Source organism: Rhodoglobus galactosidasius (assembly GCF_054957775.1).
Genome location: NZ_JBQIAV010000005.1, coordinates 180,624 through 197,149 on the forward strand (window position 1 = coordinate 180,624; position 16,526 = coordinate 197,149).

Genomic DNA, 16,526 nt, shown 5'->3' on the forward strand with positions numbered 1-16,526 from the left:
CACAAAACCTAGAACAGTCTAGCCGCGCACCTGACCACTACCGCGCACAACCCACTTGGTGCTGGTAAGTTCCGGCAAACCCATAGGGCCGCGAGCATGAAGTTTCTGGGTCGAGATCCCCACTTCGGCCCCAAACCCAAACTCCGCGCCATCCGTAAACCGCGTTGAGGCGTTCACCATCACCACTGCGGAATCAACTTCGGCGAGAAAACGGTCCGCGTTGGCGAGATCGTTGGTGATGATCGATTCGGTGTGTTTAGTTGAATAAGTAGTGATGTGGTCGATGGCGGCGTCAAGGTCAGCGACCACGCGCACCGCGATGTCCAAGCTCAAGTGCTCGACTGACCACGCATCATCATCAGCGACTAGGGCCTGAGGGAACAACTCGCGTGTGCGTTCATCAGCGTGAATCGTCACCCCCGAATCAGCAAGCCGCGCAAGAACGCCAGGAATGAGTCGTTCGGCCGCAGCCTCGTGCACAAGAAGCGTCTCAAGCGCATTGCATACGCTTGGCCGCTGCACTTTGGCGTTGTGCACAATCTCGATCGCAGTGCTCTCGTCGGCAGACTCGTCGAGGAACACGTGCACAATTCCGGCCCCGGTCTCGATCACAGGAACAGTAGATTCTTGAACCACGGTCTGGATGAGCTGAGCACTCCCCCGAGGAATCAGCACGTCAACGAATCCACGAGCTTGCATCAACGCCTTCGCCCCGTCGCGACCGAACTCATCGATCGTTTGAACGGCGGTCGGTTCGACTCCCACACTTTGGAGAGCGGTGTGAATAATGTCGACGAGTACGCGATTCGAGTCTTCGGCAGCGGAACCTCCGCGAAGTACCACAGCGTTTCCGCTCTTGAGCGCCAACGCAGCGATGTCGATTGTCACGTTGGGCCGGGCCTCATAGATGGCGCCGATCACACCAAATGGCACGCGAACTTGTGACACCGAGAGACCATTGGGAAGCACAGAGCCACGAACGACGGTTCCAACGGGGTCGGCCAGCTCGATGATGTCGAGCACTGCCGCTGCGAGCTGTTCGATGCGAGCATGTGTCAAGCGCAGTCGATCTTGGAGACCCTCGGCCATACCGTTGTTCTTGCCGCGTTCAAGGTCGACCATATTTGCCGCGATGATCCGCTCGGCGCTGGCGTCAACATCTCGGGCAATAGCAGCCAGTGCCGCGTTCTTCTGCGCCGTAGTGAGGGTAGTGAGCGTGCGCGATGCCGCACGCGCTGCCTCAAATTTCTCGGTAATCGTGAGCGCGACTACAACTGAATCAACCATATTCAGAGTGTAGCGGCGGCAAACGTGCGCTATCGACTCCTAGTCGACTGTGGCATCCGCCTCAAACCAGGTGCCAATGGATGCGCCAGCTAACGCCGCCGCCACACAGCTCGTTTCGGCCAAGAGCACCGGAATACCCGCCGCCGCGGCGTGCTTTGCTGCAGCGACTTTGGTTCCAGCGCCACCAGTGCCCACACCCGCAGCCCCAATATCGCCGAAGGTTATTCCGATGAGCTCATCGTGGAACGCAACGAAGTCGATACGTTCGGCATCCGGCTCCGAGGGTGGCTTCGTGTACAGCGCATCGATGTCCGAGAGCAAAACGAGCATGTCGGCCCGAACCAGCACCGAAACGAGCGCGGCCAAGCGGTCGTTGTCACCGAAGCGGATCTCATGGGTCGCTACAGTGTCGTTCTCGTTCACGATAGGCAAAATTTTCAATCCCAGCAGCCGTTCCATGGCCCGCTGAGCATTGCTGTGGTGAGTCGGGTTGTCCATATCGCCTGCGGTCAGCAAGATTTGGGCAGCGACGACTCCGTAGCGATCAAAGCTTTCTTGATAGCGATAGATGAGCACGTTTTGGCCCACAGCGGCCGCAGCCTGCTGCGTTGCGAGATCTGTGGGGCGACCATCTAGCTTCAAGAATGGGATACCCGTTGCGATCGCACCGGAAGACACCAGAATCACTTCTGAACCTGCTGCGTGCGCGGCGGCTAGCGCATCGACGAGAGCGGCGATTTGGCCCACGTTGGTACCGCTGACCGATGACGATCCAACTTTGACAACGATGCGGCGCGCACGAGGAATCTCGGCGCGCACGGCGGGCTTGCTAGTCACGATTCTCCGACTCATCGTCTTTCTCAACCGCGAAACCTTCGTCGTCAACCCAGACTCCGGCTTCGCGTTCTGACTGAAGCTCGGCGCGCGCGGCGGCCTTGGCATCCATGCGCTCGAGGTAGTTACGGCGACGGCTGCGGTTGGTTGCACGCTCGTTGTCATCAAGACGTGGATCGGTTCCTCGCGGAGCCGCAACCAGTTCGGCTGCTGACGACAGTGTGGGCTCCCAGTCGAAGACAACACCTCCGCCTGCACCAATGATTACGGTTGAACCAGGAACGGCGCCAGACTTGAACAGGTCGTCTTCGACCCCAAGTCGAGCCAAGCGGTCTGCCAGGTAGCCGACAGCTTCTTCGTTAGTGAAGTCTGTCTGTGCAACCCAACGCTCAGGCTTATCACCAACAACGCGGTACACGTTGCCGTAGGTGCCGCCCTCAACCTTGACAGCAAAGTCCTTGGCGTTCACCGCACGAGGGCGCAGAACGATTCGTTCCTTGATCGGTTCGGAATTGCGCGCTTCGCGGTCAGCCAGCACAAGCGCCGCTAGCGCGAAGGAAAGTTCTCGGAGGCCCGCGTGTGACACGGCAGACACTTCGAACACGCGGTAGCCGCGCTCTTCTAGTTCGGTCTTGACGAGATCAGCCAGGTCGCCGCCATCAGTGACATCGATTTTGTTGAGAGCTATGAGCTGCTCACGTTCGAGCAGAGGCGTCTGCCCCTCAGGAACTGGGTATGCCGCTAATTCGCTGAGAATTACGTCAAGGTCGCTGATCGGGTCGCGTCCTGGCTCCAAAGTGGCGCAGTCGAGAACGTGCAGCAGCGCGGTACAGCGCTCAACGTGACGCAAGAACTCGAGCCCAAGGCCCTTGCCCTCGCTCGCGCCCTCAATCAGTCCAGGAACGTCAGCGATCGTATAACGCACGTCGCCGGATTCAACGACACCCAGGTTCGGGTGCAAAGTGGTGAAGGGGTAGTCAGCGATCTTCGGCTTTGCTGCGCTCATCGCTGCGATCAAGCTCGACTTGCCTGCGGACGGGTAACCGACAAGCGCCACATCGGCAACGGTCTTGAGCTCAAGGAAGATGTCGCCCTCAAAGCCGGGCGTTCCGAGCAACGCAAAGCCGGGAGCCTTGCGCTTCGTGGATGAGAGAGCCGCGTTACCGAGGCCGCCCTGTCCACCTGGGCCAACGACCAAACGCATGCCCGGAGCATCCATGTCGATGAGTACTTCGCCATCCTGATCGCGGACGAGAGTACCCACGGGAACAGAAAGCAGCATCTCGGCACCCGCTGTACCAGCCTTGTGGTCGCCCTGACCGGGCTGGCCGTGCTGCGACTTGCGGTGCGGTGAACGGTGGAAGTTCAGAAGCGTGGTGACCTGTGGGTCACTGAAAAGCACGATGTCGCCACCGTTGCCACCGTTACCGCCGTCGGGGCCTGCAAGAGGCTTGAACTTTTCACGCTTGACTGAAACACAACCGTTTCCGCCGTGTCCTGCTACGAGATGCAAGGTCACCTGGTCGACGAACGATGCCATGATGGTTCCTCCTATTCTCGTGAGACACGGGTACTGCTGTTGCTGTACTGAATGTTGCTGTGTTAAATGGCGAGAGCGAGCCGAAGCTCGCTCTTCGCTGTAACGTTCGCCTGCGAACAGGCAACGGAGGGAAACTAAACAGTGACGATGTTGACGACCTTGCGACCGCCCTTAGCACCGAACTGTACTGCGCCTGCTGAGAGAGCGAACAGTGTGTCGTCTCCTCCACGGCCGACATTGATGCCGGGGTGGAAGTGGGTGCCGCGCTGGCGAACGATGATCTCGCCGGCGAGAACCTCTTGGCCGCCGAAACGCTTTACGCCGAGGCGCTGCGCGTTGGAGTCACGACCGTTGCGGGTGGAGCTTGCGCCCTTTTTATGTGCCATTTTCCTGGAAGTCCTTTACGCTCGTCAGCTACTTGATGCTGGTGATCTTGATGCGGGTCAGCTCTTGACGGTGACCCTGGCGAACCTTATAACCGGTCTTGTTCTTGAACTTCTGGATAACGATCTTTGGACCGCGCTCATCGTTCAGAACCTCGGCGACGACCTTAATCTTCTCAAGCGCCTTGGCGTCGTGAGTGATCTTGTCGCCATCAACGAACAGAACTGGAGCGAGCTCAACATTGCCGTTCTTGTCGGCTGCGATGCGGTCGAGAACGACAATCGTGCCGACCTCTACCTTCTCCTGCCGCCCACCGGCGCGCACAACTGCGTAAACCACTTTTGACCCTTACTTAACGATTAATAGCTAGAACTATTGAAGCTTGTGGCGAATTCTGCGGGCGAAGCCCAGCACACACCAAGGATCAACGATACTCGACGTGGGCACTCCCGGTCAAACGACACGCTTCTGCTGCTTCCGACTGAATCAATCATTAGTGACGACTCGGCGAAAATGAGAACGTGTACACCGGACACCGATCGCAATCTCAACGATCACAACCACAGTTCAAGTGCAGCGACAACCATAGTACGCCGCAGACTGGCGCCCGGTCAAAAGCTCAACGTCACGATCTGCCCTCAATTAGGCTCACACCATGACTGTGTTGATCGACCAAGCGATCTGGCCCGCCCACGATACGGTGTGGGCTCACATCGTGAGCGACACATCACTCGTGGAATTGCACGCCTTTGCTGAGCTCGCGGGCATCCCGCAGCGCGGCTTCGACCACGACCACTACGACGTTCCTGCGCGCATGTGGGAGCAACTCGTCGTCCTCGGCGCCGAGCCTGTGGGAGTGCGAGAGTTTGTACGGAGGCTTGAGGCCAGCGGCCTGCGCGTGCCCCAGCGAGACCGAACCAAATAGCAGGATCAGACTAATTAGCCACGACATCCGCTCGCGATATCTACAACGTAGGTGGTCACGCTGTGGGGGCGCGCATTCAGCACATACTCTTCGGAGGCGAGAATCGCGCCCTTGTCTTTGACGGTTCGGTACAGGATGCGCGAAACTTCACCGTCGTCGTACGCGAGCAGGCTGCTGACGGTGTTGGGGCCTCCCCTCCTCCCTGGGAGCAACAGCCGATCACCAACCGGAGTGAACTCTTGGATGCCCTCGCACGTGAACAACACGGTGCGTTCAGAACCGCTCCGGCCCATGCGCACGATCTCATCGCTAGGCACCCCACGGTCGAGTCAGCAGAGTTGCGGTTCACCCGCACTAAAGGAAGTGCCATTCGTTGATGCTGAACCCCCTGATGGGCTCACAACGCCGTCGATAGCTTCGGTCCTTACGCGTAGCCAAAGCACGAATCCCGACGGCTGCGGCTAATAGAGGCATGGCTTACACGCTAGCCCCACTGCGTCACGACCCTAAAAGAGCCGTGAACACCCGAAATTACTTATCGTCGCTCGGCGCCGTGTTAACCGTCTTGCCTTGGCTACTGGCACGGCGTGAACCACGCGACTTTCCTTGACCGGGTTGCTTGGGCTCTGGGAGAGCTTCGAGGACCGAATCCAAGATCTGCTCGGCATCGTGCGTGCTGATCTTCGGCGCAGCCTGCGAATTCTTCGAGGCAGGCAAATCGAGAATAGCAACCGCAGCTTCTGCAACAGCGTCAACAACACCGCTGGTCTGAGTTGTCGGCTTCTTAGCCGTCGACTGCTGACTCGGCGCCTCGGTCTTTGCGGCATCCGACTGCTGTGACGAACCAGCGTTGCGCGACGAACCAGACTTCTTCGAGGAACCCGACTTGTTCGAGGAACCCGACTTCTGTTCTGTCGATGGAACCTCGGCGGCTGCCGCTGGCTCCTCGGTACCGTGCTCTGCCGAGGCCGCAACGGTGCTGGCTGCTACGCGAGCAAGAGCGTTGCGAACGTCTTCGGTAATCGCGTGAGTTCCGTTGCTGCCGCCATTGCTGCTGCCGTTGTTCGAACCACTGTTGGCAGACTTCGCGGCACCGTTCGACTGCTGGTTCTGCGAACCACCATTGCCGCCGGAGCCGGAGTTGTTTCCGCCTGAGTTGCCACCACCGTTGTTGCCACTTCCGCCGCGATTGCGACCACGACGACCACTGCCAGCCTGCTCGTTCTGAGTCGGCTGTTGGCGGTGCTTAGTGACGGGATCGTGCTGCACCACTACGCCACGACCGGCACAAACCTCACAGTTCTCACTGAACGTCTCGAGCAAGCCGAGCCCCAACTTCTTGCGAGTCATCTGCACAAGGCCAAGCGAAGTAACTTCGGCAACCTGGTGCTTAGTGCGGTCACGGCTCAAGCACTCAACGAGACGACGCAACACGAGGTCCCGGTTCGACTCAAGAACCATGTCGATGAAGTCGATGACGATGATTCCACCGATATCGCGCAGACGCAGCTGACGAACGATTTCTTCAGCAGCTTCAACGTTGTTCTTGGTGACGGTCTCTTCAAGGTTTCCACCCGAGCCGACGAACTTGCCGGTGTTGACGTCGACAACCGTCATGGCCTCAGTGCGGTCGATAACGAGCGAACCACCAGAGGGCAACCAGACCTTGCGGTCGAGAGCCTTCTCGATCTGCTCAGAAACGCGGTACTCCTCGAACGAGTCGACAGTGTTTTCGTGCGCTTGAAGTCGATCAAGCAAATCGGGTGCGACCGAACGAACGTAGCCCTCGATCGTCTTGCGAGCATCGTCGCCCTCAATAACGAGCTTGTGGAAGTCTTCGTTGAAGACATCGCGGATGATCTTGATCAGAAGATCGGGCTCAGAGTGCAGCAGAGCGGGAGCCTGAGCATTGTCAACCTGCGAGCTGATGTCTGCCCACTGGTTAGTCAGTCGGCTCACATCGAGCGTGAGCTGCTCTTCAGTCGCGCCCTCAGCCGCCGTGCGCACAATGACGCCAACGTTCTCGGGAAGCACACCCTTGAGGATCTTCTTCAGTCTCGAACGCTCAGTGTCAGGCAGTTTGCGGCTAATACCACTCATCGAACCGTTCGGCACGTAGACGAGGTAGCGACCGGGCAGCGAAACCTGGCTCGTGAGCCGAGCACCCTTGTGCCCGACAGGGTCTTTAGTGACCTGAACGAGCACGCGGTCGCCAGGCTTGAGCGCGAGCTCAATGCGGCGTGCCTGCTGCTTGCCGTCAGCAGAGTTCTCTGCTGCGGCATCCCAGTCAACTTCGCCCGAGTAGAGCACGGCGTTGCGGCCACGCCCGATGTCGACGAATGCGGCTTCCATGCTGGGCAAAACGTTCTGCACACGACCGAGGTACACGTTGCCGATGAGACTCGCATCCTGAGCCTTCGCAACGTAATGCTCAACCAAAACGCCGTCTTCAAGAACAGCAATCTGGATGCGGTCAAACTTTGAGCGGACCACCATGACGCGGTCGACGCTTTCGCGACGCGCGAGGAACTCGCTCTCAGTCACAACTGGACGGCGACGACCAGCATCGCGGCCATCGCGGCGACGCTGCTTCTTCGCCTCAAGACGCGTAGAACCCTTAACCTTGGTTGGCTCGTTGCTTGGCTCAGCCTGCTTGCGTGGCTGGCGCACTCGAACAACCGTGTTGGGAGACTCATCGCCGGGGCGAGCGTCTTCACCTGAGCGACGGCGTGAACGACGACGGACATTGCCTGCCTCGTCTTCTGCGTCATTGTCGTCGTTGCGGGTGTCTGCGTTTGACTTGTTGTCATTGCGCGAACGAGGCGCGCGAGCAGGAAGCTCCGGCAGGTCTGGTGCTTGGAAGAGCAAAGATGTCGTCGACGGAGGGGTAACCGCAGCCGCCTTCTTGGCCGCCGGTGACTTTGCGGCCGAAGCGCCGTCGGCAGTTTTCTGTGCCGATGATGTCGGAGCCTTGCGCGAACGTGAGCGTGCAGGGGCAGTCTTCTGCCCCTGTGCGGTGCGTGGAGCCTTGGATGCTGCGGAAGGCTCGGTCTTTTCGGTCGCTGGAGTGGTTGACGCCGACTCCGCTGAGGCCGAAGTGTCAGCTGTCGTGCGTACTACTGCAGCCGCAGGCGCGTCCGCTGGCGGCGTCTGCGCCACTGGCTTCACTGTTGCTGCTTTGGAAGCAGGAAGAATGCGGCCAAAAAGACCCTTCTTCTTCGGAACTGCTTTCGAATTATCGCTTTCATTCACCATTGCTGGTGTACTCCTTGCCCTAATAGGCGACCGCGCCACCTACCGGGTACTCTCTCGTGCGCTATTCCCCCACCAAACCTATGGCTGGAGAACCGCTACTAATTCTTCAGGTCCTGCAACGGGCTCGTGGCTCGCGCTGCAGTTGTGCCCTGTCACGACACTGTGCCCTGTCACGACACTTCGGAACTGGCTATCCGACTCGCGCAACACGCGTTGCGTAACTGGTCCGGTCGCTATGCCCGGTAAGCCTTCTTGGTGTTATCCCGAGCGCGGCTCGGAGTAACTACATTTCATTATCGCACGCATTCTCAGAATGTGAGCCTGACGCACATGCGATAATCCGAGCATGACTGCATCCGGGGTTCGAAACAGGCCCATAGCCCTCGCCATATTCCTGATCATCACTGGACTCGTCGGGCTCTGGGCTTCGTTCCAACTCATGGTGGAGAAGATCCACACTCTCGAGAACCCTGGTGACGCGCTGAGTTGCGATTTCAGCATCATTGTTCAGTGCGCGAAGAACTTAGACTCAGCGCAAGGCGCAGTGTTTGGCTTTCCGAACCCCATCATTGGCCTCGTCGGATTTATGGCACCGCTGGTGGTCGGCGCAGCAATCCTGGCCGGTGCCCGTTTCACTAGCTGGTTCTGGGTCACGTTCAACATTGGCATCGCTGGTGCATTCGCGTTGGTTCTGTGGCTCGCCTACCAAAGCATCTTCAACCTCTTCACGCTGTGCCCCTGGTGCATGGTCGTCTGGTCTGTGACGATCCCGATGTTCTGGGCCGTCACCCTGCGGAACCTCACAGTGGGCGCAATTCCCGCACCACGCTCGCTGCGCAAGGCAGCATCCGCCGCTTACAGTTGGGTACCAGTCATCACGCTTGTTGGCTACATCATCATCGCGGTCATCGCACAGGTTCGTCTCGACGTTCTTAGTTACCTCTAAAACACGAGCTACCTGCAGAACACATTCCGCGCAGAGAGGCGTATGCCGCACCGAGTACACAAGAACGCCGAGAGCTAGGCCGAAGCCCCACTCTCGCCGTTCACAGTGGGCACAGTGAGTTCGTCACTCTGCATGATTCTTGAGGTCTAGGAGAACCAGAGCGCCAATTCGCGTGCTGCCGATTCCGGCGAGTCACTGCCGTGCACGAGGTTCTGCTGAACGGCCAGTCCCCAGTCGCGTCCGAGGTCACCACGGATGGTTCCTGGAGCTGCTGTCGTGGGGTCGGTGGTGCCGGCGAGCGAACGGAAGCCTTCGATCGCGCGGTTGCCTGCGATACGCAGCGCAACGGTCGGGCCGGACTGCATGAAGTCCATCAGCGGCTCGTAAAATGGCTTTCCTTCGTGCTCTGCGTAGTGCTGCGAAAGCAGATCTACCTCGGCCTGCACCAGGCGCACATCAACGAGTTGGTAACCCTTGGCTTCGATGCGGCGAAGAATTTCTCCGGTCAGGTTGCGGGCAACGCCATCCGGCTTAATCAGTACGAGTGTCTCTTCGATGTTCATTGTGTCTCCTCAACGGGGGTGGTCATGGTTGATGAACTAAGAATTGTGGCTTTGGCTGCGTCGATCTGGCGGCCCTTGATAAAGCAGTACGTCCAGATTGCGGCAAAACCAGCGCCAACCACAAACATGGGGGTGAGTATGAAGCCGAGTGCGATGAGACCAACCTGCAGCGCCCAGCCGACCCACACAGCCCAAGGATGGTGGAGCATCCGGGCCAGCGTCACAAAGACAATGATTAGCACCGCTCCCCCGATGAATGCCGGTGCGGGCGTCAAGGCACGGAGTCCGAACGCTGCCAAAGCGACGAAGAAGATGAGAGTCGCGTCGAGCACTAAGACGATGCTCAGCAGCAGCTCGGTGACGGAGCGTGTTCTGCGCGTGCGCGGGGTTCGACTCATGGCTTCCAGCCCTCCGCTTCAGCCAACGCGAGTGCTTCGCCAACCAGTGAGATGGAACCGGTGACGACTACTGCACGACGCTCGTTCTCGGCGGCCCAACTACGAGCCAGCTCCATCGCCTCGGCGAAGGAATCGAAGTCGGTGGTCTCTTCAGAGAATTCTCGAACAGTTTCTACGAGCTCTTCAGGCGCTACCGCACGGTCGGACTGAGACGACGTGACATAGAAGCGATTCGCTACCGGAGCAAGCGCTTTGACAATGCCCGAGGCATCCTTGTCGTCAAGCACACCAATAACGAATGCGATCTCATCAAAGGTGAAGTACTCCTTGAGCGCCGCCGCCAGTGCAGTTGCACCGTGTGGGTTGTGTGCGGCATCCACAATCACCGTGGGTTCGGCACCGATGACCTGCAACCGACCAGGCGACGAGACAGTCGTGAAAGCCTCAGCGAGCACATCAGTGACGAGCGCTTGGCTACCGGCACCCAGGAACGACTCAACCGCGGCAATCGCGAGTGCGGCATTATGTCCCTGAAATTCGCCGAACAGCGGCAAGAAGAGGTCTGAGTAGGTGCCCGCGAGTCCGCGAACAGAAATCAACTGACCGCCGACCGCAACAGCACTGCTCAACAGCTCAAAAGCATCGCCCTCGAAGCCAAGCTTCGACTCGGTGAGATCCGCAGCGCGCTCAAGCTCGATTTGGGCATCAGAGGTTTGCACCGCTGAAACGATTGCGGCCGCTGGCTTGATGATTCCTGCTTTGGTGCGAGCAATCTCAGAGATTGTCGTGCCCAAACGGTGGGTGTGGTCGAGCGCGATCGGGCTAAACACTGCCACCTGACCATCGGCCACGTTCGTGGAATCCCACTCACCGCCCATACCAACCTCAAGCACAGCAACATCAATCGGAGCATCAGCGAAACTTGCGAAAGCGAGAACCGTCAACGCTTCAAAGTAGGTCAAAGGCTCCTGGCCCTTAGCCAGCAGTTCAGCATCCACCATCAATAAGAAGGGGCGGATGTCAGCCCAGTTAGCGGCGAGCGCGCGGTTAGACATCGCTCGGCCATCAATCACGATCCGCTCATTCACGCGCACCAGGTGTGGGCTCGTCATGAGCCCTGTGCGCAACCCGTAGGCCCGCAAGATGCTCTCAACAATGCGACTGGTCGAGGTCTTGCCGTTCGTGCCCGTGATGTGAATCACCGGATACGTGCGCTGCGGATCGCCAATGAGTTCCACGGCACGTCGAGTTGCCTCGAGGCGCGGCTGGGGCGCCTGCTCCCCCACACGCGCAAGCAACTCTTCGTAGACGAGTGCGGCATCCTGTGCATACTCGGAATCTTCGAGTTCGAAGTCGGAGTCGTCGTCGATGTTTGTACCCTCAAAGCCGTCAGCGAAGGGGCTGAGGTCGGCGAGCGGGTGCGCCGCTTCAAGTTCAGCACGCTCCTCGTCGCTCAGCGAGTCATCGAAAGACTCATCGGGCTCTACGCTGTCGTCGAATTCATCGTCGCGTTCAGGCATTGATCGTTCCCATCTTGGTGATGTCAATCACCAGGCGGCCTGCATTGGCATACTTTCCTGCCGGCAATTCGGTGCGGTACGTCTCAATTGTGCCTTCTGACAGCTCATTCGCGAAGCTCTGAACGGTCGATTGCGCTGCAAGCGTTTCTGAGGCAATCATGGCGCTGTGGAAGCCAATGGCTTCGTGGTCAGCGGCGTCGAGGGCACTAATAACGAGAGCGATCCGGTCGCTCACGTCGAGCCCGGCAGCCTTGCGCGCATCCTGAATCGCACGGATCGCGTCACGCGCCAGACCTTCAGCCGAAAGCTCAGGGGTGAGCTGCGTGTCAATGATCACAAACCCGCCATCGGAGAGGAACGCGATGGCGCTCGCCTCGTCGGCGGCTTCCCTCTGAAGCTCGTATTCGGCCGGCTCCAGCGCCATTCCGTCGACCGAAACGCCGTCAGCGGTTGCCTGCCAGTTGCCTGCCTTGGCCTCCTTGATGACGTGCTGCACGTGCTTGCCCACGCGCGGCCCGAGAGCACGCGCGTTGACGGTGAGCTTCTTGGTGATGCCAAAGCTCTCCAAAGACCCTTCTTCGAGTTGCTCAAACCGCACAGCCTTGACGTTGAGTTCGTCACGAAGGATGTCGCTAAACGGTGCCAGCGCATCTGACGCTTCGCTGACAACCGTCAACGATGCCAGCGGCAGTCGAACGCGCAAGCTGCGCGCCTTGCGGAGAGCAAGACCATTCGAGGCAATTTCGCGAACACGGTCCATCGAAGCAACCAGATCATGGTCGCTCGGGAAGGCGGATGCGTCAGGCCAGTCAGTGAGGTGCACGCTGCGGCCGTTAGTCAGCCCGCGCCACATCTCCTCGGAGACGAGCGGTAGCAGGGGCGCTGAGACCCGTGCAACAGTTTCGAGCACCGTGTACAGGGTGTCGAACGCGTCAGTGTCGTCGCCGATCCAGAAGCGGTCGCGGCTGCGACGCACGTACCAGTTGGTGAGCACGTCGGCGAAGTCGCGAAGTTTCGCCGCTGCCATCGGGCTGTCGAGGGCATCGAGTTCGGTAGTCACGTCTTCGATGAGTTCGCGGGTCTTCGCCAACAGGTAGCGGTCGAGAACGTTCGTCGAATCGGTGCGCCACGTCGCTTCGTAATTGTCAGCGGCATTCGCATAGAGGGTGAAGAAGTAGTACGTGCTCCACAGCGGAAGCAACATCTGGCGAACACCATCACGGATGCCCTCCTCAGTCACCATGAGGTTTCCACCCCGGATTACCGAACTCGACATCAGGAACCAGCGCATCGCATCGGCACCGTCGCGATCGAACACTTCGGAGACATCCGGGTAGTTGCGCAGGCTCTTCGACATCTTCTGACCGTCGTTGCCGAGCACGATGCCGTGGCTGATGACGTTCGAGAATGCGGGTCGATCAAAAAGTGCCGTCGACAGCGTGTGAAGTGTGTAGAACCATCCGCGAGTCTGCCCGATGTACTCAACGATGAAGTCAGCAGGACTGTGAGTGTCGAACCACTCCTGGTTCTCGAACGGGTAGTGCACCTGAGCGAACGGCATCGAGCCAGAATCGAACCAGACGTCGAGCACATCTTCAATGCGGCGCATCGTCGACTGACCGCTCGGGTCATCAGGGTTCGGTCGCGTCAGCTCATCGATGAACGGGCGGTGCAGGTCGGGCTCACCATCGTGATTGAGGGGTAGGCGACCGAAGTCGGCTTGGATCTCAGCGAGCGAACCATAAACATCCACGCGTGGAAAGTCGGGGTTGTCGCTCTTCCAGATCGGGATGGGCGATCCCCAGTAGCGGTTGCGGCTGATCGACCAGTCACGGGCGTTGCCCACCCACTTGCCGAACTGGCCCTCCTTGACGTTCTCAGGAACCCAGTTGATCTCCTGATTGAGCTCGCCCATGCGGTCGCGGAACTCGGGCACCTTCACGAACCAGCTCGATACTGCTTTGTAGATGAGCGGGTTGCGGCAACGCCAGCAGTGGGGGTACGAGTGCTCGTAGCTTGCGACCTTAAGCAGGCGACCCTCTTCGCGCAGCAGTTTCGTGAGCGGCTTATTGGCGTCGAAAACTTGCATTCCGGCAACGGGAGGCACCGACGGCAAGAACTTGCCGCCATCATCGACAGAGATGACTACGGGGATGCCAGCAGCGGCACACACATTTTGGTCATCTTCACCGTAGGCGGGCGCTTGGTGCACGATGCCAGTACCTTCGCCGGTTGCCACGTAGTCGGCAACCAAAAACTGCCACGCGTTTTCGGTGCCGTAGGTCTCGGCATCTTCGTAGAAGTCCCAGAGGCGGTCGTAGCGCACACCCTCGAGTTCGGATCCCTTGATTGTGCGCGACACTGCGGCAAGCGCCAACTCAGCAGTCTCGTAGCCGAGCTCCTTCGAGTACGCTGCGATCGTGTCGCCCGCGAGCAGGTACTGCGCTGAACCCTCCTCCGAACCATCGCCAGCGCCCAAGGGGCCAGCAGGCAGCACGGCGTAGTCGATGTCCGGGCCAACAGCGAGCGCCAGGTTGGTTGGCAGGGTCCACGGGGTGGTCGTCCAGGCGAGCGCCTTCACGCCGGTGAGTCCGAGTGCCTCCGCCTTTACGCCGTCGAGAGGGAAAGTCACTGTGACGGTCTGGTCTTGACGCATCTTGTAGACGTCGTCATCCATACGCAGTTCGTGATTCGACAGCGGGGTCTCGTCGTTCCAGCAGTACGGGAGGACGCGGAAACCTTCGTAGGCCAGGTTCTTCTCGTGCAACTGCTTGAACGCCCAGATGACGCTCTCCATGAAGTTCACGTCGAGGGTCTTATAGTCGTTCTCAAAGTCGACCCAGCGCGCCATGCGGGTCACATATTCTTGCCACTCACCGGTGTACTTGAGCACTGATTCTCGAGCAGCTTCGTTGAACTTGTCGATGCCCATTTCTTCGATCTGAGCCTTCTCGGTGATGCCGAGTTGGCGCATCGCTTCGAGCTCGGCTGGAAGACCGTGGGTGTCCCAGCCGAAGCGGCGCTGCACTTGCTTGCCGCGCATCGTCTGAAAGCGGGGGAAGACGTCTTTGGCGTATCCGGTCAGTAGGTGGCCGTAGTGCGGCAGGCCATTGGCAAAGGGCGGGCCGTCGTAGAAGACCCACTCATCAGAACCTTCACGCTGATCAATGGATGCCTGAAAAGTGTCGTCTGTCTTCCAGTACGACAGAACCTGCTCTTCAATCGCAGGAAACCGCGGTGATGGCGCTACGGAATCGTCTGAGCGGTGGCGAGGATACGACATGGGGCTCCAGTGGTACGTGGGTGCGGATAATCTGCACGAGGACGACCTCACGGCCGCGGTACCACCCCGCTTGTGCACCAGACGGCACACCACTCAAATAGCGTTGACGGGCTTACCCGTTCGGTTCTACCGCCATCGCAACGTGCCGAGGCCGCTCACAATAGTTTCTTCCGAATGCTCCCCGGTGATAGCCGGTTCATAGCGTGTTGCTCAATGATACGTGAGTTCGCTGAATGCTCGACGCTATTTTTTGGCGACGGTCGCGAGTGCTTCAGCGGCGAGCATGTCGCGCGTCACAGACGGCGGCGGAACGGCATCTCCTGAACATCGACCATTTCGGGCGCGGAAGCTGGTGCGTCGGCCAGACGGCGCGCGAGACGCGAGGTCCAGGGGCTTGCTGTAACACCGTGGGCGAACACGCTGACCAAAATCGTCCACACGGCAACGGAGAACACCGTGTCAGCGACGGTTCCGCTCAGTTGATCAAACACCAACAGAGCGAACAGAATCGAAGCCAACCCTCGTGGACCGAACCAGCCGATGAACAGTCGTGTTTCGAAACGGACCCGGGACCACGCGAGCGCGATGAGCACGGGAACCATTCGCACGACAGTCAACGAGAGCACTACGTACAGGGCGATCTGCCAGGTCAGTGATCCGAGCACCGGTGCCGCCAACACCGCACCGAACACCAGAAAGGTGACAGAGCCGAGAAGCTGGCCCTGGTCTTCGGTGAAGTCCTGCGCGTTGTGGCATTCCTCGCGAGCGACAAAACTGAACGCGAGACCGGCAACGAATGCGGCAATGAAGCCATTTCCTCCGACAACGCCGGCACTCGTGAACGCGGCGACGGCAATCGCGAGAGTAGCGAGCTGGCGGTAGATGCCATCAACAAACCCGGCCTTGGCGAAGCGGTGGAGAGTCCATCCGCCGAGCAACCCGACCACCCCACCGAACAGAATTCCGAAACCGATCTGTTGCGCCGCGAACGCACCCCAGTTGTCTCCCCCGGCCGCCCCGGTTTCTACTGCTGAAATGGCGAGGAACACCGTGACAACCGGAACCATGATCCCGTCGTTGAGGCCGCTCTCCACGTTCAAGCCCTGTCGGATGCGCACCGGCAACCGCTTATCGCTCACCACCGCCTGCCCCAGTGCAGCATCGGTGGGCGCAAGGATGGCTGCAATGAGCGCTGCTTCGATGATCGTCAGCCCTCCGAACAGCACTGCTGCCGCCACTGTGCCGAGGATGATCGTCAGTGGCAGACCGATTCCCAGAAGCCTGATGGGGAGCAGTATCTGTTTGCGCAACATCCGCAGATCGATGCGGACGGCATCCGTGAAGAGCACCAGCACGAGTGTCGCCTCCACCAGGATGGACACCACCTCGCTCTCGAGGTCGAGGTGGAACCACTCGCCGCCCACAGTGCCAAGCACGATGCCCGCGGCCGTGAATACCATCGGCGCCGTCACCGGCGACAGCGCCAATTTTTGGGACACCATGGCAAAGCCGAACACCACCAGCGCGATGACCATAAGCTCCGACATAGTTGCCTCCGCAATTCTTCTGGCAGCTCGAGCCGAACTGCTCG

The 16,526-nt window shown here is 59.4% G+C and carries 14 protein-coding genes; 2 read left to right on the top strand and 12 right to left on the bottom strand.

Annotated elements, in window-relative coordinates; translation table 11 throughout:
* Positions 1 to 18: 18 nt before the first annotated feature.
* The 5 genes from ACTJJW_RS08595 to rplU all read right to left on the bottom strand — a co-directional run bounded on the left by ACTJJW_RS08595 (position 19) and on the right by rplU (position 4,384).
* Entirely contained in the window at positions 19 to 1,287 is a 1,269-nt protein-coding gene (locus ACTJJW_RS08595; RefSeq protein WP_462643796.1) for a glutamate-5-semialdehyde dehydrogenase, read from the bottom strand.
* 39 nt (positions 1,288 to 1,326) lie between these two features.
* Positions 1,327 to 2,124 carry a glutamate 5-kinase gene (gene proB / locus ACTJJW_RS08600; RefSeq protein ID WP_462643798.1) on the bottom strand — a complete coding sequence of 266 codons (798 nt, stop codon included), beginning with the start codon at positions 2,122 to 2,124 and terminating at the stop codon, positions 1,327 to 1,329.
* On the bottom strand, positions 2,117 to 3,661 hold the full coding sequence (obgE, locus tag ACTJJW_RS08605; RefSeq protein ID WP_462643800.1) for a GTPase ObgE: 1,545 nt from the start codon (positions 3,659 to 3,661) through the stop codon (positions 2,117 to 2,119). The genes proB and obgE overlap by 8 nt, the downstream gene beginning before the upstream one ends.
* A 134-nt stretch (positions 3,662 to 3,795) precedes the next feature.
* Positions 3,796 to 4,047, bottom strand: coding sequence for a 50S ribosomal protein L27 (gene rpmA, locus ACTJJW_RS08610; protein WP_462643801.1), 252 nt, complete (start codon positions 4,045 to 4,047; stop codon positions 3,796 to 3,798).
* 28 nt (positions 4,048 to 4,075) lie between these two features.
* Complete coding sequence (gene rplU / locus ACTJJW_RS08615) at positions 4,076 to 4,384, bottom strand: 50S ribosomal protein L21 (RefSeq protein WP_009772527.1); 309 nt, start codon at positions 4,382 to 4,384, stop codon at positions 4,076 to 4,078.
* Positions 4,385 to 4,700: 316 nt separating this feature from the next.
* On the opposite strand from rplU, the gene ACTJJW_RS08620 reads away from it, so the two are divergent.
* Positions 4,701 to 4,970, top strand: a complete 270-nt coding sequence (locus ACTJJW_RS08620) for a DUF4031 domain-containing protein (protein ID WP_462643802.1) — start codon at positions 4,701 to 4,703, stop codon at positions 4,968 to 4,970.
* Between the two features lie 14 nt (positions 4,971 to 4,984).
* Here the strand turns inward: ACTJJW_RS08620 and ACTJJW_RS08625 are convergent, their stop codons facing one another.
* On the bottom strand, positions 4,985 to 5,287 hold the full coding sequence (locus tag ACTJJW_RS08625; RefSeq protein ID WP_462643803.1) for a hypothetical protein: 303 nt from the start codon (positions 5,285 to 5,287) through the stop codon (positions 4,985 to 4,987).
* 214 nt (positions 5,288 to 5,501) lie between these two features.
* The gene (locus ACTJJW_RS08630; RefSeq protein ID WP_462643805.1) at positions 5,502 to 8,225 is read right to left on the bottom strand and encodes an Rne/Rng family ribonuclease; all 2,724 of its coding nucleotides are present in this window, start codon (positions 8,223 to 8,225) and stop codon (positions 5,502 to 5,504) included.
* A gap of 346 nt (positions 8,226 to 8,571) precedes the next feature.
* On the opposite strand from ACTJJW_RS08630, the gene ACTJJW_RS08635 reads away from it, so the two are divergent.
* Positions 8,572 to 9,171, top strand: a complete 600-nt coding sequence (locus ACTJJW_RS08635; protein ID WP_462643807.1) for a vitamin K epoxide reductase family protein — start codon at positions 8,572 to 8,574, stop codon at positions 9,169 to 9,171.
* 146 nt (positions 9,172 to 9,317) lie between these two features.
* On the opposite strand, the gene ndk is transcribed toward ACTJJW_RS08635, so the two are convergent.
* The 5 genes from ndk to ACTJJW_RS08660 form a co-directional block, all read right to left on the bottom strand.
* Positions 9,318 to 9,734, bottom strand: coding sequence for a nucleoside-diphosphate kinase (ndk, locus tag ACTJJW_RS08640; RefSeq protein WP_219948233.1), 417 nt, complete (start codon positions 9,732 to 9,734; stop codon positions 9,318 to 9,320).
* Entirely contained in the window at positions 9,731 to 10,132 is a 402-nt protein-coding gene (locus ACTJJW_RS08645) for a DUF4233 domain-containing protein (RefSeq protein WP_462643809.1), read from the bottom strand. Before ACTJJW_RS08645 ends, ndk begins: the two co-directional genes overlap by 4 nt.
* Complete coding sequence (locus tag ACTJJW_RS08650) at positions 10,129 to 11,652, bottom strand: bifunctional folylpolyglutamate synthase/dihydrofolate synthase (protein ID WP_462643811.1); 1,524 nt, start codon at positions 11,650 to 11,652, stop codon at positions 10,129 to 10,131. Before ACTJJW_RS08650 ends, ACTJJW_RS08645 begins: the two co-directional genes overlap by 4 nt.
* Positions 11,645 to 14,935, bottom strand: coding sequence for an isoleucine--tRNA ligase (ileS, locus tag ACTJJW_RS08655; RefSeq protein WP_462643812.1), 3,291 nt, complete (start codon positions 14,933 to 14,935; stop codon positions 11,645 to 11,647). Before ileS ends, ACTJJW_RS08650 begins: the two co-directional genes overlap by 8 nt.
* A 293-nt stretch (positions 14,936 to 15,228) precedes the next feature.
* Positions 15,229 to 16,482 carry a cation:proton antiporter gene (locus ACTJJW_RS08660; protein WP_462643813.1) on the bottom strand — a complete coding sequence of 418 codons (1,254 nt, stop codon included), beginning with the start codon at positions 16,480 to 16,482 and terminating at the stop codon, positions 15,229 to 15,231.
* Positions 16,483 to 16,526 lie beyond the last annotated feature (44 nt).

Bases quoted from the DNA above. Each gene is read 5' to 3' on its own strand.
- ACTJJW_RS08595 (WP_462643796.1), bottom strand. From the start codon at position 1,287: ATGGTTGATTCAGTTGTAGTCGCGCTCACGATTACCGAGAAATTTGAG.
- obgE (WP_462643800.1), bottom strand. From the start codon at position 3,661: ATGGCATCGTTCGTCGACCAGGTGACCTTGCATCTCGTAGCAGGACAC.
- rpmA (WP_462643801.1), bottom strand. From the start codon at position 4,047: ATGGCACATAAAAAGGGCGCAAGCTCCACCCGCAACGGTCGTGACTCC.
- ACTJJW_RS08620 (WP_462643802.1), top strand. From the start codon at position 4,701: ATGACTGTGTTGATCGACCAAGCGATCTGGCCCGCCCACGATACGGTG.
- ACTJJW_RS08630 (WP_462643805.1), bottom strand. From the start codon at position 8,225: ATGGTGAATGAAAGCGATAATTCGAAAGCAGTTCCGAAGAAGAAGGGT.
- ACTJJW_RS08635 (WP_462643807.1), top strand. From the start codon at position 8,572: ATGACTGCATCCGGGGTTCGAAACAGGCCCATAGCCCTCGCCATATTC.
- ndk (WP_219948233.1), bottom strand. From the start codon at position 9,734: ATGAACATCGAAGAGACACTCGTACTGATTAAGCCGGATGGCGTTGCC.
- ACTJJW_RS08645 (WP_462643809.1), bottom strand. From the start codon at position 10,132: ATGAGTCGAACCCCGCGCACGCGCAGAACACGCTCCGTCACCGAGCTG.
- ACTJJW_RS08650 (WP_462643811.1), bottom strand. From the start codon at position 11,652: ATGCCTGAACGCGACGATGAATTCGACGACAGCGTAGAGCCCGATGAG.
- ileS (WP_462643812.1), bottom strand. From the start codon at position 14,935: ATGTCGTATCCTCGCCACCGCTCAGACGATTCCGTAGCGCCATCACCG.
- ACTJJW_RS08660 (WP_462643813.1), bottom strand. From the start codon at position 16,482: ATGTCGGAGCTTATGGTCATCGCGCTGGTGGTGTTCGGCTTTGCCATG.